Genomic DNA, 16,680 nt, shown 5'->3' with positions numbered 1-16,680 from the left:
ACAATACCTCCATTCTAAACGTTTCATGGAACGCGGACAATGAAGAAGTTTCTTGACGAAGCGTTTTCCTCCCCGTATACTGCTCATGTCCTGCTATACTAGAGATATATGAAGAACGAATTGAGGTGAAACCGACATGATTGAATCCCTTGAGTTAAAGGCGTGGATCGTCTTAGCACGGACGATGGACGCAATCAGTGACCGTGTGAAAGATGATTTAAGACGCCACCAATTGAATTCAACAGAGTTCGGTGTGCTGTCGGTGTTGTATAAACGAGGAGATACACCGCTACAACAAATCGGTGATCAAATTTTGATCACGAGCGGAAGCGTCACGTACGTGATCGACAAGTTAGAGAAACGCGGTTTAATTGAACGCGTGGCTTGTCCGTCTGATCGACGTGTGACGTATGCTTCACTGACTGAAGACGGCAAACGTTTGATGGACACCGTCTATCCCGAGCATATCGAAATCTTTAAAGACATTTATGGTCCGCTCAGTGAGACCGAGACCGAAACGCTCATCGAATTGTTGAAGCGCGTCGGCTACAACGCGGCAGGCAAATAAGTCCTGCTGTGTTTTTTTCAGTTGTTTTTATCTTGAAATCAAAATAATTGACGATGAGATATACAGCTGGTATAGTACAAACTGTTGTTACAAAAATAGAGATTACGCTTATGGAGGAACCCATTCATGAAAAAGGTATTATACGTATCTGCAAACCCGAAACCAACTGAATTGTCATACAGCAAGCAAGTCGCTGAAGCGTTCATGACGACACTCAAAGAAGAGAACGCATCACTCGACATCGAAGCGATCGAGCTCTACGATGTAGACGTTCAAGAAATCGACGGCGACGTCCTTAGCGCATGGGGCAAATTCGCTTCAGGCGAAGCGCTCACTGACGTAGAAGCGAAAAAAGTGGCGACAATGAACGGTATGCTTGAAACGTTCATGGAAGCTGACATCTACGTTTTCGCAACGCCAATGTGGAACTTCTTCTTCCCAGCTCGGATGAAAATGTTCCTCGACAGCGTGTTGACTGCAGGTAAAACGTTCCGTTACACAGAGCAAGGTCCAGTCGGCCTTCTCGAAAACAAACAAGCGATCCACATTCAAGGTACAGGCGGTGTCTACACAGGCACAGACCTCAACTTTGCTGACGCATACCTCCGTCAAGCGCTCGCGTTTGTCGGTGTCACAGACGTGACGACAGTTGCTGTTGAAGGTATGAACCAATTCCCAGACAAGATCGAAGAAATCGTAGCGGACGCGAAAGCGAAAGCTGAAGCGCTTGCGAAAGAAGTTGCCGGCGCGGTAACGGTATAATGAACGGAGGCGAGTCCATATGGGCTCGCCTTTTTGTGTGCGATGGATTCGGGTATGATAAGACGGAAAGGGGAGAAGAGAATGGGAGAACAATTATCAAATCGTTTGCTTGGGGATTGGAGCGACATCATTGAAACGGAAATGAAACAGCCTTATTTCACTGACTTGAAAGCGTTCGTCGATGACGCGTATACGTCATCGACCGTTTATCCGGCACGCCAAGATATTTGGAACGCCTTCGTCTATACGAAGTTCAAAGACGTCAATTGTGTCATTCTCGGACAAGATCCATATCACGGCCCGAATCAAGCACACGGGTTAAGCTTTTCTGTGCAGGACGGTGTACGCTTCCCACCGTCGCTTCGAAACATTTTTCAAGAGTTGACCGATGACATCGGTTGTCCTCCTCCGAAGAGTGGGAACCTTGAGAAGTGGGCACGTCAAGGCGTCTTGTTGCTCAATACAGCGCTCACCGTCGAAGCAGGCAAAGCCGGCTCTCACCGGCGGCAGGGGTGGGAGACGTTCACGGATACGATTATTCGCGAGCTCGGGCAGCGAGAAGAACCGATCGTCTTTATTTTGTGGGGCAATGATGCGAAGAAAAAACAAGCGCTCATTGGCGAGCAACATTTGATTTTGACGTCTGTTCACCCAAGTCCGCTATCCGCTCATCGTGGTTTCTTTGGCTCAAAACCATTTTCACAAGTGAACGCAAAGCTGCGCGAGTGGGGACGCGAGAAAATCGATTGGTGTTTATGACAGTTCGCATGGGCGAACTGTTTTTTTTGTTGACGTCTGAAAAGAGGTCTGTTATTGTTACTACCAACGAGATGCTTTAATGCTTAAAAGCATATTTGCATAAAAGCATAACTGTATAACAGTAAAAGTGCTGACCAAACCGAAGTAGAGACATCTTCCCTGGCCCAGAGAGCGTGTGGTGCTGCGAACACGCCCAAAAGATGAATCGAATTACAGTTTGCGAGCTCTCAATGATTGAGCGGTCCCCCGTTATCGGAATGAAGCGACTAGACGTCTGTCTAGTAATCAGGGTGGTACCGCGGCAACCGTCGTCCCTATCGAGTAAATCGATAGGGACTTTTTGACGTTTCATACACAAAAGGAGGAATCATCATGTTGACACAATCGATCCCACGCCACTTGGCGCCACATATCTCGCCTCAGTTCTACGATGAATACACACCGACGGATCACGCCGTGTGGCGGTTCGTCTTACGCCTTAACTTGCATACGCTCGAAGGGAAGGCTCATCCCTTTTACATTGAAGGATTGAAGAAGACCGGAATGGGACCGGAACGACTACCGAACGTCGAAGCGATGACCGAAGAGATGCGTTCGGCAGGATGGTCGACCGTCGCCGTCGACGGGCTCATCCCTGGCGTCGCTTTCTTCGACTTCCAAGGGAATGGAATGCTCCCGGTCGCGACCGATATTCGGAAAGTGGAAAACATTTTATACAGTCCGGCACCGGATATCATTCACGAAGCGGCAGGCCACGCCCCGATGCTGATGGATCCTGATTTTTCAAATATCGTCAAACGGTTCGGTCAGCTCGGAGCCAAGGCGTTTATGAACCGGGAAGAACATGCATCGTTCGCCGCATTGAAACGATTGACTGTCGTGAAAGAGAACGCCAACTCGACGGAAGAAGAGATTGCAGCGGCCGAAGCGGCGGTCCATGCGGCGAAAGCGAAAGTGACCGGGTTCTCCGAGGCGCAACAAGTTGCCCGCATCTTTTGGTGGACAGTCGAGTTCGGCTTGATCGGTGACGTCGACAACCCGCTCATCTACGGCGCAGGCCTCTTATCTTCGGTAGGGGAAAGTCGACACTGTTTGACCGATGCCGTCACGAAGCATCCGTTCGACCTCGAACTCGCACTCGAGACGAAGCAAGACGTCACGAACATGCAACGCGAACTGTTCGTCATCCCGGACTTTGATGCGCTCACAGATGCGCTCGATGAGCTCGAACGTCGAATGGCCGTTCATCAGGGCGGCATCGCCTCAATCGAAAAAGCACTTGCCTCAGGCAGCCAAGCGACCGTACGTCTCGAAGACGGTTCTGACCGGGTCGGCATAGTCCGCCACATGACGCAACATGAGGGGCATGCGCTCATCCAATGGAACGAGTGTATCAAAGTCGAACAAGGACAACGCTCGAATTTGGAAAACCATGGCTTGCTCGTCCTTGACGGCCCGCTTCAAGACGTGTGGGCGACGGCAGGGATTGAGCTGGATGGGAAAGTCGTTGAAGAGACCTCAGAACAGCTGCGCCTCGAAGACGTGATCATCGAGATGGCAGGACGTCGGATTGAACTGGCGACACTTGAAATTCTTCAAGACTCCCTCCCATCGGTCTTCCCGGGAACCGACGTTGAGGAACTTGTCCTTATTGAGAAGCCGGTCATCGTGGAACGGGACGCGCGAGTCTGGACGAATGATGATCCGATGTTTAACCGCGTCCGTAACTTGCGCGAACAAGGCGCATCCATCGATGAACTCGTCCCAACCATTCTCGAAGACCATTCAGACGCATGGCTCCTTCAAATCGAGTGTCTCGAGCTCGTCGAGTCTGAGACGTTAAAAGAGGCCCTGATTGAACGGCTTCAACAGTTACGAGGCACATCCTCGTCACGAGACGAACTGATTGGCCGAGCGTTTAGTTTATTGAATGTGTAAATAGTAAAATCAAAAATGACCGCCTACTCGAGAGAGTAAGCGGTCATTTTAGTGAGATCAGTCATGATTTGGCGGAACTCGTCTCGCGCAAGAACGTGATGAGACGGCGGTACGTGGAACTTGCAGCGGGCTTATCCATTTCAAAGTGGTACGCGTGCCCGAGCTCATGTTCCGCTTCATCGTAGAACACGCTCGTCACGTCCGTACGGCCAGAGAGGACAGTCGCGAACTCTTTCGCTTGTGCCTCAAATGAGCCTGTATTGCCGTCAGTGATGAACGTCGGGACGAACGTCGGCGGAATGTTGACGAGCGGTGACGCCTCCGTGACGACCGGGAGGGTTTCCCAGTTATACGTCCCGAAGTACGCCCAACCGATCCGTTTGAATAGGAAGCGATTGACCGCTTTTGAAGACTCGAGCATCGTCCGTTTCAAGTCGTATGGGCCGGACATCAAGATGGTCCCGAGAATCGATTGTTTCGGCACGACTTGCTTCACTTCGGCTGAAGGGGCATAGCCGTCATTCAATTGGATACCGACGAACTGAGCGACAAGTTGCGCGCCGTTCGAGTCTCCGGCGAAGAAGACGCGGTCGAGGTCTAACCGGAAACGGTCGTTGTTTTCGACGATATAGGCGTATGCTTCCTCGATTTGTTGGAGCGGCACCGGATACGTCACGTCTGGCGCGAGCGCATAGTTGATGCTGACGACGTTATATCCGTTACTCGCAATCGACGTCGCATATTTGAAGACGTCTGCCTTATCCCCACCGACGAACGAACCGCCATGCACCCAAAAGATAGTCGGGACTTGCTTGTCGCCTTCATAGCGAATCAAATCAAACGTGCCGTTCTCGTAGGCCGAATGATAGTCGATATCTTTTCGAACGGCCGTCTTTTGAACGACTTCGTCAAATCCTTTCATCGCGACTTCGTTACCACCGGAAAATGAGGTTTTGACGAGGCGGGACGTCGGTTTCGGGGACAAGAACACATACGCGGCTCCGGCGACGGCCGTCCCAACTAGTCCAAGTCCTGCTCGTTTCAATCCTTTATTCATCATACTTCCTCCTCTTGTGAAGCCGTGCTTCACCGTTTACTGATCGACGAGTACATCGCTCATGAACGTCTCGACGACATGCGCGATGCCATCCTCGTTGTTTGATTTCGTAATGAAATCGGCTTTTCCTTTGACTGTCGTATTGGCATTGCCCATGGCAACACCGAGACCGGCCCACTCAATCATCGTCAAGTCGTTGTTCCCGTCTCCACAAGCAATCACTTGTGCTTGGTCGATTCCGACGTGCTTCGCTAGAAACGCAAGACTCGTCCCTTTCGTCACGCCAGCCTCTGTGAACTCGAGGAAGAACGGCTTCGAGCGAGCGACGGCGAGCTTGCCTTCGAGTTCGACTTGGAGTTTCGTCTCGATTGGTGCGAGGGTGTCCCCGTCACCGAGCATGAGACATTTGACGACCGGTGTCGTCACCGCCGTCTTGAAGTCGTCGACGTGGATGACCGGCATCCCCGTCAATTCTCCTTCGATATCGGTGTATGGGTTCGGTTGATCGGTTACGATTTCGTTACCGATGTACGTATGAATCGCGATTTCCTCACGTACACTGATATCATGGAGGTATGCGACCGTTTCAGGTGTAAGCGTGCTCGAGAAGATTTCTTCGTTCGTCGCACAATCAATAATCGACGCACCGTTAAACGACAAGATGAAACTACCGTATTTCGCAAGCTCGAGCTCACGGGCCGCGTCCCACATCGCATATGTCGGACGGCCGCTCGCAAGGACGACTTTATGTCCGCGCTCTTGGGCGTCAAGAAGCGCAGCTTTTGTTTTCGGGGAAATCGTATGGTCACTCGTGAGCAACGTATCGTCCATATCTAACACAATCATTTTATAACTCATATCGGGATGAGTCCTCCTTCGGAATCTAATGACTCCATCCTAATACGATTTGAGGTCAATTGACAACCTTGTCGCAAAAACGTAACTATAATGTAGAGAAGTGAACTTCAGAAGAGGTGGATATATGAATCGGATATTAGTAGCCGAGGATGAGCATGCGATTCGCAGCTTTATCATCGTAAATTTAAAACGAGCCGGGTTTGACGTGTTCGAAGCGACGAACGGGCGTGAAGCGGTGACAGCATTCGACCGCCAACCGTTTGATATCGTCTTGCTCGACGTCATGATGCCGGAAATGGACGGATTCGAAGCGTGCGCGGCGATTCGTGACTTAGACGAGAACGTCGGCATCATCATGTTGACGGCACGGACGCTTGAAGAGGATAAGATTGAAGGACTCGGGAAAGGCGCAGACGACTACATCGCCAAACCGTTCAGTCCAGGCGAACTCGTCGCACGGATTCAGGCGCTCCTTCGCCGTGTCGAGAAAGTGAAACGAAAAGAGAAGAAACGGTTGAAGTCAGGACCGTTCGCGATTGATCTCGCGGCCAAGCAAGTGACAAAGTACGGCCAACCGATCGATTTGACACCGACCGAGTACGATTTGATTTGCCATCTCGTCCAAAATGAAGAGGTCGTCTTGTCACGTGACGCTCTATTGGATGCAGTGTGGGGCATCAACTATTTCGGGGACCGCAAAACCGTCGACGTGAACATTCGGCGACTGCGGCAAAAGATTGAGGACGACCCGAGCCATCCTGCGTTTATCGAGACGCTGTGGGGTCATGGATACAAGTGGCGGAGACATGACGGATGAAGCAACAGCTTGTCCTTCGTATTATGATTGTCGTCACACTCGTCCTCGTGCTCCTCGTGAGCGTCCTCTCTTACGGGACGTATCGCTATTACTATGAGTACGAGTCCGACGCACTACTCAGCCATGCCACGACGAGTGCGTATTTATATCCGCAAGCGCAAGTCGGATTCGATACGCCGAGCGCCTTCTCGGTGCTCGTGCGGACGTTTGGTTACCCGGGAACGGATTTGTCGATTGTCGACCGAAGCGGTGACATCGTCAAGACGACCGGGCAACGAGACCAGCAGGCACTGTTTACCGAGGCGCAACTCGACAAGTTGGCCCAAGGTGAATCAATCGTTCAGGATTATGACGTCAACGACGAGCATTTCTTGTCGGTCACGAGCCCGATCATGACCGGGGAGACGAGCGAACTCGCCATCAGTTTCACCCGTCCGCTCGAAGACCTCGATACGCTCATCCGCGAGATTTGGATGGCGGTCGTCATGATTGGCGTCCTCATCTGGCTCATCGCGCTCTATGCGGTCATTCGGATTGCGGACCGGTTCGTCCGCCCGATTCGTGAAATCATCGAGACGGCTGATGAGATGGCTCAAGGCGATTTCGACCTCGAAGTCTATTCGAACGAGAAGCATGAGCTTGGCGCGCTCGCCCGGACGTTGACGTATTTAGGCGCAAAAGTCCAACAGCATCAGTCGACGCGAAATGAATTCTTATCGAACGTGTCCCATGAATTGCGGACCCCGCTCACGTCAATCAAAGGGTGGACCGAGACGATTCGCGGCGGGAACGAGAAGTTGTCTGAAGAGACAGAGCTTGGCCTCAGCATCATCCATTCCGAGACCGAGCGGATGATCGGCCTCGTCGAACAGCTCCTCGATTACACAAAAATCGAAGAGAGCCGCCTTGTGTTGTATCGGCAAGAACTCGACCTCGTCACGCTATTGCGTAAAGTGTCCGTGCAACTAAAACAGTCGCTCGAAGATAAACAAATCACCCTCATTGAGCGGTATCCGCAAAAGTCGACTGGTCTATTCGATGAGAATCGACTCAAGCAAGTCTTTTTGAACTTGCTCGACAACGCGATTCGCTTTTCTCCAGAAGGTGGGACATTGACGGTTCGATTCGTTCAGTCGGAACGGGTCGCCTTCATCTCGATTATGGATGAAGGACCAGGCATCTCGAAAGAACATTTGCAACGCATCACAGAGATGTTCTATCAGGCGCAAGTGACGGAAGGCAGTAGTGGCCTCGGGCTTGCGATCGCGAAAGAACTGATCGAAGCGCATGAAGGAAAACTCGTCATCGAGAGCGAGGTCGGACAGGGCACGACCGTGACCGTCCTCTTGCCGCTCGACCCGAGCGAGTTACATTAATAGGGTTAAACCTCCCCGATTCAGGATACATGTAATTGTATGTAGAATAAGGGAGGTTTTTCGCGTGGCCACGAAATCACTGAAACCAATTAAAGGGACACCGAACGCCGTGTCGACGCAGACGTCGAACGAGGCGCTCAAGATGCAGCCGTTACCGTATGGGCGCGACCGAGCCGAGACGATCGAAGCGATCAAAATGGTCATGGGCCAATTGCCGCGTACCGAACTCATCGATGAGACCGAAGAGGCGCTTCATTATGTCGTCGCGACGAAACTGATGAAGTTTAAAGATGACGTCGAGTTTTTATTCGACGACGAGACACGACAAATTGAATTTCGTTCGGCTGCACGAGTCGGTCAATATGACTTTGGGGTCAATCGGAGACGGATGGAAGACGTGAGCGAACGATATCGGAGGTTGATCAAATGAAGGATTACCAATTGATTGTAATCGGGGGCGGCGCCGCCGGGATGACGGTCGCTGCAGGTGCAGCTAACCTTGGCGCGAAAGTCGCGCTCGTCGAAAAGAAGAAGCATCTCGGGGGCGATTGCCTCCACGTCGGATGTATCCCGTCAAAAGCGCTCATCGCGGCCTCGAAAGAAGCGAGTTCGATGATGCAGGCGGCCCGAGTACTCGGCACCGAGTTTAATGGGCGAGACCATTACCAGTCGACGAAGGCACGCGTCGACCGCGCCCGCGAAATTATTCAAGAGCATGATGGCACGGAACGCTTCACGAAGTTAGGCGTGGACGTTTATATCGACGAGGCCACGTTCCAAAGCCCATACGAATTAAAAGTCGGGAACGACTTGTTGATTGGAAAGAAGTTCGTCATTGCAACAGGGTCAAAACCGACCGTCCCGCCGATTGACGGGCTCGATACGGTCCCGTACTTAACGAACGAGAACGTCTTTCATGAAGAGACGCTACCAGAGAGCATCATCGTCATCGGTGCTGGGACGATTGGACTCGAACTCGCTCAGTCCTTCGCTCGACTCGGGAGTCAAGTGACGGTGCTCGAGGCGCTCGATACGTTCTTACCGAAAGAAGACGAGTCGGTACGCACGCTACTTAAATCGCAACTTGAGATGGCGATGCGTTTGAAGATTGGCGTAGACGTCAAACAGATTTCAGAAGTAGACGGCAAGATTCATGTCGAAGCGGAAATCGATGGCGAAACCGTCCATTATGAAGCGGATAAGCTGTTGATGGCGACAGGACGAAAACCGCGGCTCGAGGCGTTACGACTCGACCGGGCGCATGTCCACGTTAAGGACGGATACGTCGACGTCTCTTCGACGTACCGGACGTCGCAACCGCACATCTTCGCAATTGGGGACACGATCAATACGCTCCCGTTCACGCACGCTGCGGGTGAAGAAGGAAAGGCTGTCGTCGCGAACGCCTTGTTTGGTCTTTGGAACAAGGTCGATTATAAGAAGATGCCGTGGATCACGTTCACGGACCCAGAAGTGTTTCACGTCGGCTTGACCGAAGCGGAGGCACGAAAACAGTACGGCGAAGACGTCGACATCTTTGAAGCGAAGCTCTCGGAGGTGGATCGTTTCGTCGCTGACCGTCAAGAGACGGGATTCGTCAAAATCATCACACGAAAAAACGGTAAAATCATCGGTGGGCATGCGGTCGGGATGACGGCCGGGGACTGGATGCAAATCGTCGTCTATGCGATGCAGCGCGGCGATAAGATTGGAAAGCTGTCTCGTATGATTTACCCATATCCATCACGGAGTGAGGCCGTGAAGAAAGCAGCCGACCTATACTGGCGCAAACGTCTCTTTAACAGCCCGCTCACTGAGCTTGCCCGTAAGTATTTTGAATGGACAAGATGACAAAAAGCCCACGCGAGTGGGCTTTTACTGTGGCAAAATAATGGTTTCAATCATTTTTGGTTCACCTTCGGACAAATCGACGAGCGGTTTAATCAACACCTCGACGCGACGGTTTTTGGCCCGTCCTTCCGGTGTGCTGTTCGTCGCAATCGGTTTGTATTCGCCGTAGCTTGCGAGTGTGAACTGGCTCGGATTCAGCGTGTCGTTTGTCAACAAGCCACGCATGAAGGCAGTCGCACGGGCGGAACTGAGCTCCCAGTTCGATGGGAAGCGAGCTGTATTGATTGGGACGTTATCGGTATGCCCCGACACGACGATTTCTCGGTTACCGGCTTGTTCAAGGATTCCACTGATGGAGCGGGCGACGTTTCGTGCTTCCGCGTCTAACGTCGCCTCGCCCATGCTGAACAGCGCACGGTCTTGAATCGTCAAGACGAGCCCGCTCGAATTGATGGTTGCTTCAATCTCGTCTTGAAGCCCGTTCTTTTTGATGTATTCATTCACTTGCTCTTTCAACTCATCGAGTTTTGCAAGTTCGTACGTCCGCGGGTTCGCTGTCGTATCCGTATTGTTCGTGCGGTTGATGTCACTGTTAGAGGCAGTCGACGCTTGGAACACGCTCGTCCCGCCAGAGAAGACTTGGTTGAACGACCGTGACATCTTCTCGAGCTTCGTCTGGTCGATATTACTCGAGGCGAACAAGACGATGAACAAGGCAAGAAGTAACGTCAAGAGGTCGGCATAGGGGATGAGCCAACCTTCGGAAATATGCTCTTCATGATCATGCTTCTTTTTGCGCTTCATAGTCGGCTCGCTCCTTTGGAGACAAATACACAGACAGTTTATCTTCTAACGTCTTCGGCGATTCGCCGCCTTGAATCGAGAGGATACCTTCAATCATCATCTCTTTAATGATGACCTCGCTCTTCGAGTATTGCTTGAGCTTGTTCGCGAATGGGAACCAAAGCACATAACCTGTGAAGATCCCGAACAATGTCGCGACGAACGCGGCCGAGATGGCATGACCGAGCTTTTCGATATCCGATAAATCTTTGAGGGCGGCAATCAATCCGATAACGGCACCAAGTACCCCGAGGGTCGGCGCGTACGTCCCGGCTTGAGTAAACACATCCGAGTTGGCCTTGTGACGTTGCTCCATGTTTTCGATGTCTCGGGCCATGACTTCCGCGATATACTCTGACGGCTGCCCGTCGATGACCATCATCATTCCTTGTTTTAGGAACGGTTCATCGACTTGTTCGAGCGCCGTCTCTAAAGAGAGGAGTCCTTCTTTCCGGGCCTGTGTCGATAAATCAACAAATTGAGTGAGGAGTCCGGATTTACTCGGCAACTCTTGCTTTTTAAACAAAATTTTGAAGAGTTTTGGTACGTTTTGAAGCTGTTCTTTCGAAACGGCGATGCTGACCGCAGCCGCTGTCCCGACGAAGATAATAACAAGTGCGGCTGGGTTGATGAGCGGTGCGATACCTGCACCTTTTAACATCATCCCACCGATGAGGGTGAGGACTCCAAGTAAGAGTCCGACTAAAGTGACGACATCCATGTCTATGTTTTCCACCTTTCTAATAAGCAGGACGCAAAAAAAGCGAGAGACGCCACTCGTCTCCCGCAATATGCGTTCCCGATGGTTAAGCGCCGTTTTCGTCAATCAGCAATTGAATGCTGATATTTCGTTCTTCACGCTCTATATCGGTTAATACGTCGTATTTTTTTAACAATGCGTACAATTGATTCACAACTTCTTGATCGAGTGACCAATGCAACAATTCTTCAAGCTGAAAATAAAGATGGGCGGGCATGTACTGTGACTGGCGCTCCAACCTTCGCGAGACATCCTTTAGCGAATGATCTACCGTACTAGGGTCCACGGTTTCATTCAACCTCCTCAACGTTTATAAAGTCTATCTATCATATTACCAAAAAATCGAGGAAAGGGTTAGCGTGACATTTTCCTTGTTGGCAATTTCTATCATGAAGCGTAATATGTGGCTTAGAAAGAGTAAAGGGGATACAAGGATGCGACATCCATTATCGATACGGGAACGGCGGTTGAAACGAATCGAGGCATTATATCGAATCGTATTCGAAAAGCCGGCTCGTTTTATTGCCGGCGGCTTTTTGCTCGCCATCTTTATCGGGGCGACCCTTCTTTATATGCCGTTTGCGCAAAGTGAACCGGTCGCCTGGATTGATTGTCTCTTCATCGCGACATCGGCCGGTACCGTAACGGGACTGTCGACGGTCGACATCGGAACATCATTTACGACGTTCGGGGAACTCGTCATCGTCGCCTTAATTCAAATCGGGGGTCTCGGGTTCATGACCGTCGCGCTCATGCTCCTGAGCGTGCTTGGAAGAAAGATTGGATTGAAACAACGAATCCTGCTCCAAGAATCGCTTAACTTGTCGGGACCGGGTGGGACGGTGCGACTCGTCCGAAACATCGTTTTCACTACAATCATCGTACAATTGATTGGGATGTGCTTTTTGACGGTAGAACTGTATAGTACCGGCGACTACTCGTTCGGCGATGCCATGTATTACGGGTTCTTCCATGCCGTCTCTGCGTTCAATAACGCCGGATTCGCACTATGGCCGGACAGTCTCATGCAGTTTGAACAGAACACTTCGATCGTCATCACGATTGCTGTAATGATTATGATTGGAGGACTCGGCTTCACAACGATTGCCGATGCGGCCGAAGTGAAGCGCTGGAAACGCTTGGCGCTCCATTCCAAGCTGATGATCGGCTCGCTTTTCGTCATCAACGGGATCGCCTGGTTCGCCCTCATGTTGTTCGAGTGGGTGTCGATTGAAGGCGAGCTGTACGGACGTCCGCTCAACGAAGCGCTCCATGCGACGTTCTTCCAAGCGGTCACGACACGTACGGCTGGCTTCAATACAATCGATATCGCGACGATGGCGCCCGTCTCGATTGGTCTCATCCTCATTCTCATGTATATCGGTGCCGGTGCCGCATCGACTGGCTCGGGGATTAAAGTGACGACCGTCGCCGTCATCTTGGCCGATATGTGGGCGTTCCTCCTCGGAAAGAAAGAGACGGTCATCATGGAACGAACGATCGATACGTTTCAAATCAAAAAAGCGTACATGGTCGCCATCACGAGTTTCTTCTTTATTTTATTTATTACCGCGTTGACGATTTTGACGAACGGTCACTTGCCGGCAACGGCGATTTTATTCGAAGTCGTCTCTGCCTTCGGGACAGTCGGCCTATCGCTCGGCATCACGGCTGATTTAAACAATAGCGGGAAAGAACTCATCATGTTCATGATGTTGCTCGGTCGCGTCGGCTCACTCACGATTCTCTTCACCGTGGCACGACAACTCGACCGTAAGATTCGCTATCCGAAAGAAAAACTATTGATTGGATGACAAAAAGCCCTGTTAGGGCTTTTTGTGTGTCTCGTAATAGGAGACGATTTGTGGCAAGTAGTCCTTCAAGTCCGGACAGACAATCCCGGTCCCGCTCAACGCGCGCATGGTCTGCGTCGTATCGAAACGAACTTGATGTTTAAAGTAGTCGAGTAACTCGCGCGGCACGCCGTATCGCTCTTTTAACTTTAGGGCAGAGAATCCAGCCTCTGCGGCAAAGTGTGGGATCGTTCCACGGGGAGCGCGTTCGAACATCGTCTCGTGAATCATCCGATACACTTCCCGGACGCCGTGCGGGAACGGGTCCGTCAAATGGAACGTCCGACCAAGTCCGGCGGGGGCGTGCGCAAGGTAAGCCGTCGCCTCGACGACATAGTCGTACGGGACGAGGTTCACCTCGACGTTTTGACGTCCGATGTAAGGGAGCGGAGCCGCCTGACGCAACTGGTCCATCAGATTTAACACGAAATAGACGCCGTCGAACTTCTTCGTGTCGCCGGTCACGCTATGGCCGATCACGATGCCGGGGCGGATGATAGTGATGGGGATCGAACCGAACTCGCGCGATACGATCGCTTCTGCCTCATACTTCGTCGCTTCATAATGGTTTTTAAACGGCAAACGATGCCATAGCTCATTCTCATACACGGTACCTTGGCGTCGGCCAGAGACGTAAGCGGTGCTGAAGTAGACATATCGCTTCAAACGGGCCGCACGTTTCGCGAAGGCGGTCATATGCTTCGTCCCGAGCATATTGACGCGATAGCCGACGTCATACGGGATACTCAAGTCATAAGCGGCCGCAAGGTGGAACACGTAATGAACATCCCGTTCAACGATGGATCGCGTGATTGGGTCGAGAATCACTTCAGGGAGCGTGATATCTGCTTCGACGAGGACGAGCTGTTCTTCGTCTAACATCGTCGCCTCGAGCAATTCGTCCTTCAGTGCGATGGCTTCCTCACGCTGATGGGGCAGGTGGAGTGCGTAAATCGTACCGATTTGATTTGGTACGGATGCAAGGTGCGTAATGAGCTTGCCTGCTAAAAATCCAGGGAACCCGGTAAAAGCATAATGGTTCATAATGTCTCCTCCGCTAAGTCGAGCGTGAACGTGAACGTCGAACCGACACCGACCGTCGATTCAACTTCGATGCTACCGCCGTGCGATTCGATGATTTCCTTACAGATGGACAACCCAAGACCCGTCCCGCCGATTTGTCGCGTATCGGAGTTGTCGACGCGATAGAACTTCTTGAACAGTTCTTCAAACGCGTGCTCTGGAATCCCGATACCGAAGTCTTGAATCGATACATATGCTTGGCCATGCTCGGCTCGAATTCGAACCTCGACTTCGTTATGTTTTGGCGAATACTTGATGGCGTTCGATAAGAGATTGATGAGCACTTGTTCGATACGCGCTTGATCGGCGATGAGGAAAAGTGTTTCATCGGCGTTATCAAAATGAATCGAATGGTCACTCGTCTCACGGAATCGTTCGACAACATCACGGACGAGCTCGTTTAAGATGAAACGATCTTTTTTATATTCTTGATTGCCGTCTTCCATGCGCTGAATGTCGAGGAAGTCGTTCAATAAGTCCGTCAACCGTTTCGCTTCTTTTGCCATCGTCTTCAAGAAACGCTCACGTTTTTCTGGCGTCAACTCACGATTTTGCATGAGTTCGATATAGCCGGACAAGGAAGAGAGCGGCGTCCGGAGTTCATGTGAGACGGTGCTGACGAGTTCATTTTTGATTTGGTCCATCCGTTCTTCCTCGGTTCGGTTCCGGAATACGAACAAGAATCCACTATCGACGCCGACTTGGCGTTTCGCGTCCATGCCTGTCGCGTACATCTCATAGTACTGTTCATCCCGGTCGTTCGGTTGTGGAATCGAAAAGCGCATCGACACTTCGTGAGCCGATCCATCAAGTAGAAGGTCGACTTTTTTCAACATCTCGGCCCGGTCACGTTGTCGGAACGTCGTCAGGAGCGGAATACGCTCTTGAATTTTGTTCGGGGCGATGCCGGGTAAGTCGAGCAGACGGCGGGCGTGAACGTTCATGAACAAGACGCTGCCGTTGGATTCGGTCAAGACGAACGCTTCGTTTGACGCTTGTAGAATCGATTGGATGATATCGCGCTGGCGGGCAATCGCATTCTTCTCGCGCTCGAGCATCCGCTCGACTTTCTTCCGATCGCTAATGTCGCGCATGACGGCGACACGGAGCGTCTGGCCTTGATATGTCACTTCTTTCGGATACACTTCCATCTCAAGGAACGTCCCGTCTTCACGTCGACCGATGACTTCGTACGGCGTTTGAATATGGTTGCGGATGCGACGTAGCACATCGGCCCGGTAGCCTTCGGCGATGAATTCGATTGTCTGGCGCCCGACCATATCTTCAGCAGGGATTCGGAAAATCGTCTCGGCCGCTTTGTTGGCGTCGAGAATCGTCCCATCCTCATGGAACAACACAGCTTCGATGACCGATTCAGCGAACATCCGATACCGCTGCTCTTTGTGTAGCAGTTCGCCTTTCAAGGCAATCTCAGGACTGACGTCAAAGACGAAAAAGAAGAAGCCGATGACACGGGCTTGTTCATAAACGGGATGCATGAACAGTTTCCCGACGAAATGAGTCCGGTCTTTCCGTTGAAACTTCCATTCCCGGTCGCCACGGTCGAGCGCGGCGCGAAGCATTTGTTCGAACGACAACAAACGTTCCGTCTCATCTTGATAATGCGTCCGTTTCTCGCTCAATTCGCGAGACTCAAACAGAGCGAACGGGGTCATCTCGTATAAGACTTCATGGGGGGCATAGCCGAACAGTTCGGTCGCCCCTTTATTGAATCGGTTGATGAGCAAATTGGCGTCGGTCATAATCATCGCCATGTCGAGCTCCGTATGCATCATCGCTTCGAAGGCGTTATGTTGGACCGTCACCCGTGTATCGAGCGGTAGCGGTTCGATTGAGAGAATATAGACGTCTCCGTTCGGGATGGCGTGAATGCGAATGGTCGGCATCTCGTACATCCAAGGGAGTCCTTGTTCCATCCGGCGCGACAGTTCCATCGTGATCGGGGATTGGTTGACCATATGAAAGATGTTTGAACGCGTCTGTAAGTCTTCAGGAAATTGTTTTAAAAACGGTCGATTCGCTTGCACAATCGTGCCGTCTGTTTGAATTAAGGCGACACCGTAAGGCAAAGCATGCAATAGGTCGTTCTGGAGATGCACTCTTTTCTCCATCAACGGGTAATCCCTCCTTCTAT

16 protein-coding genes and 1 other annotated feature are annotated in these 16,680 nt (G+C 51.4%); of the genes, 9 read left to right on the top strand and 7 right to left on the bottom strand.

Translation table 11 applies throughout. The features are described 5' to 3' along the window. The first annotated feature begins 136 nt into the window (after positions 1-136). From KNP92_RS11080 to KNP92_RS11065, 4 genes are all read left to right on the top strand, one after another. The gene (locus KNP92_RS11080; protein ID WP_214840484.1) at positions 137-568 is read left to right on the top strand and encodes a MarR family winged helix-turn-helix transcriptional regulator; all 432 of its coding nucleotides are present in this window, start codon (positions 137-139) and stop codon (positions 566-568) included. Between the two features lie 126 nt (positions 569-694). Further along, positions 695-1,330, top strand: a complete 636-nt coding sequence (locus KNP92_RS11075; protein ID WP_214840483.1) for an FMN-dependent NADH-azoreductase — start codon at positions 695-697, stop codon at positions 1,328-1,330. A gap of 81 nt (positions 1,331-1,411) precedes the next feature. After that, the gene (locus KNP92_RS11070; protein WP_214840482.1) at positions 1,412-2,089 is read left to right on the top strand and encodes a uracil-DNA glycosylase; all 678 of its coding nucleotides are present in this window, start codon (positions 1,412-1,414) and stop codon (positions 2,087-2,089) included. Between the two features lie 121 nt (positions 2,090-2,210). After that, positions 2,211-2,408, top strand: a binding site (T-box leader). 53 nt (positions 2,409-2,461) lie between these two features. Further along, positions 2,462-4,027: an aromatic amino acid hydroxylase gene (locus tag KNP92_RS11065; RefSeq protein ID WP_214840481.1), complete on the top strand. Its 1,566-nt coding sequence runs from the start codon at positions 2,462-2,464 to the stop codon at positions 4,025-4,027. A gap of 61 nt (positions 4,028-4,088) precedes the next feature. Here KNP92_RS11065 and KNP92_RS11060 read toward each other — a convergent pair whose 3' ends face one another. Both KNP92_RS11060 and KNP92_RS11055 read right to left on the bottom strand, forming a co-directional pair. Next, on the bottom strand, positions 4,089-5,084 hold the full coding sequence (locus KNP92_RS11060; protein ID WP_214840480.1) for an alpha/beta hydrolase: 996 nt from the start codon (positions 5,082-5,084) through the stop codon (positions 4,089-4,091). A 36-nt stretch (positions 5,085-5,120) separates the two neighbouring features. Beyond that, a complete protein-coding gene (locus KNP92_RS11055) occupies positions 5,121-5,942 on the bottom strand; it encodes a Cof-type HAD-IIB family hydrolase (protein ID WP_214840478.1) in 822 nt (273 codons plus the stop codon). A 124-nt stretch (positions 5,943-6,066) separates the two neighbouring features. Here KNP92_RS11055 and KNP92_RS11050 point away from each other — a divergent pair, with 124 nt between their 5' ends. From KNP92_RS11050 to KNP92_RS11035, 4 genes are all read left to right on the top strand, one after another. Continuing rightward, the gene (locus tag KNP92_RS11050; RefSeq protein WP_034808752.1) at positions 6,067-6,759 is read left to right on the top strand and encodes a response regulator transcription factor; all 693 of its coding nucleotides are present in this window, start codon (positions 6,067-6,069) and stop codon (positions 6,757-6,759) included. Continuing rightward, positions 6,756-8,135, top strand: a complete 1,380-nt coding sequence (locus KNP92_RS11045; protein ID WP_214840476.1) for a sensor histidine kinase — start codon at positions 6,756-6,758, stop codon at positions 8,133-8,135. The genes KNP92_RS11050 and KNP92_RS11045 overlap by 4 nt, the downstream gene beginning before the upstream one ends. A 64-nt stretch (positions 8,136-8,199) precedes the next feature. Further along, on the top strand, positions 8,200-8,565 hold the full coding sequence (locus tag KNP92_RS11040; protein ID WP_214840474.1) for a DUF1499 domain-containing protein: 366 nt from the start codon (positions 8,200-8,202) through the stop codon (positions 8,563-8,565). After that, a complete protein-coding gene (locus KNP92_RS11035; protein WP_214840472.1) occupies positions 8,562-9,986 on the top strand; it encodes a dihydrolipoyl dehydrogenase family protein in 1,425 nt (474 codons plus the stop codon). The genes KNP92_RS11040 and KNP92_RS11035 overlap by 4 nt, the downstream gene beginning before the upstream one ends. Before the next feature lie 24 nt (positions 9,987-10,010). Here the strand turns inward: KNP92_RS11035 and KNP92_RS11030 are convergent, their stop codons facing one another. From KNP92_RS11030 to KNP92_RS11020, 3 genes are all read right to left on the bottom strand, one after another. After that, positions 10,011-10,790, bottom strand: a complete 780-nt coding sequence (locus tag KNP92_RS11030; RefSeq protein WP_214840470.1) for a flagellar motor protein MotB — start codon at positions 10,788-10,790, stop codon at positions 10,011-10,013. Continuing rightward, positions 10,768-11,550 carry a flagellar motor stator protein MotA gene (gene motA / locus KNP92_RS11025; protein WP_214840469.1) on the bottom strand — a complete coding sequence of 261 codons (783 nt, stop codon included), beginning with the start codon at positions 11,548-11,550 and terminating at the stop codon, positions 10,768-10,770. Before motA ends, KNP92_RS11030 begins: the two co-directional genes overlap by 23 nt. An 85-nt stretch (positions 11,551-11,635) precedes the next feature. After that, positions 11,636-11,875: a hypothetical protein gene (locus KNP92_RS11020; RefSeq protein WP_214840468.1), complete on the bottom strand. Its 240-nt coding sequence runs from the start codon at positions 11,873-11,875 to the stop codon at positions 11,636-11,638. 148 nt (positions 11,876-12,023) lie between these two features. Between KNP92_RS11020 and KNP92_RS11015 the strand changes: the two genes are divergently transcribed. Next, entirely contained in the window at positions 12,024-13,403 is a 1,380-nt protein-coding gene (locus KNP92_RS11015; protein ID WP_214840467.1) for a TrkH family potassium uptake protein, read from the top strand. 12 nt (positions 13,404-13,415) lie between these two features. On the opposite strand, the gene KNP92_RS11010 is transcribed toward KNP92_RS11015, so the two are convergent. Together KNP92_RS11010 and KNP92_RS11005 are read right to left on the bottom strand one after the other, a co-directional pair. Further along, a complete protein-coding gene (locus tag KNP92_RS11010; RefSeq protein WP_214840466.1) occupies positions 13,416-14,486 on the bottom strand; it encodes an SDR family oxidoreductase in 1,071 nt (356 codons plus the stop codon). Continuing rightward, complete coding sequence (locus tag KNP92_RS11005) at positions 14,483-16,657, bottom strand: PAS domain-containing sensor histidine kinase (protein WP_251136567.1); 2,175 nt, start codon at positions 16,655-16,657, stop codon at positions 14,483-14,485. Before KNP92_RS11005 ends, KNP92_RS11010 begins: the two co-directional genes overlap by 4 nt. Positions 16,658-16,680: the final 23 nt, after the last annotated feature.

It is taken from the genome of Exiguobacterium sp. s122 (assembly GCF_018618475.1).
GTDB classification, from domain to species: domain Bacteria; phylum Bacillota; class Bacilli; order Exiguobacteriales; family Exiguobacteriaceae; genus Exiguobacterium; species Exiguobacterium himgiriensis.
Note: the sequence above shows the minus strand (reverse complement) of the source record. Positions and strands in the feature narration are given on the sequence as shown.

Bases quoted from the DNA above. Each gene is read 5' to 3' on its own strand.
- KNP92_RS11035 (WP_214840472.1), top strand. From the start codon at position 8,562: ATGAAGGATTACCAATTGATTGTAATCGGGGGCGGCGCCGCCGGGATG.
- KNP92_RS11065 (WP_214840481.1), top strand. From the start codon at position 2,462: ATGTTGACACAATCGATCCCACGCCACTTGGCGCCACATATCTCGCCT.
- KNP92_RS11010 (WP_214840466.1), bottom strand. From the start codon at position 14,486: ATGAACCATTATGCTTTTACCGGGTTCCCTGGATTTTTAGCAGGCAAG.
- KNP92_RS11045 (WP_214840476.1), top strand. From the start codon at position 6,756: ATGAAGCAACAGCTTGTCCTTCGTATTATGATTGTCGTCACACTCGTC.
- KNP92_RS11005 (WP_251136567.1), bottom strand. From the start codon at position 16,657: ATGGAGAAAAGAGTGCATCTCCAGAACGACCTATTGCATGCTTTGCCT.
- KNP92_RS11015 (WP_214840467.1), top strand. From the start codon at position 12,024: ATGCGACATCCATTATCGATACGGGAACGGCGGTTGAAACGAATCGAG.
- KNP92_RS11060 (WP_214840480.1), bottom strand. From the start codon at position 5,084: ATGAATAAAGGATTGAAACGAGCAGGACTTGGACTAGTTGGGACGGCC.
- KNP92_RS11075 (WP_214840483.1), top strand. From the start codon at position 695: ATGAAAAAGGTATTATACGTATCTGCAAACCCGAAACCAACTGAATTG.
- KNP92_RS11030 (WP_214840470.1), bottom strand. From the start codon at position 10,790: ATGAAGCGCAAAAAGAAGCATGATCATGAAGAGCATATTTCCGAAGGT.
- motA (WP_214840469.1), bottom strand. From the start codon at position 11,550: ATGGATGTCGTCACTTTAGTCGGACTCTTACTTGGAGTCCTCACCCTC.
- KNP92_RS11070 (WP_214840482.1), top strand. From the start codon at position 1,412: ATGGGAGAACAATTATCAAATCGTTTGCTTGGGGATTGGAGCGACATC.
- KNP92_RS11050 (WP_034808752.1), top strand. From the start codon at position 6,067: ATGAATCGGATATTAGTAGCCGAGGATGAGCATGCGATTCGCAGCTTT.
- KNP92_RS11080 (WP_214840484.1), top strand. From the start codon at position 137: ATGATTGAATCCCTTGAGTTAAAGGCGTGGATCGTCTTAGCACGGACG.
- KNP92_RS11055 (WP_214840478.1), bottom strand. From the start codon at position 5,942: ATGAGTTATAAAATGATTGTGTTAGATATGGACGATACGTTGCTCACG.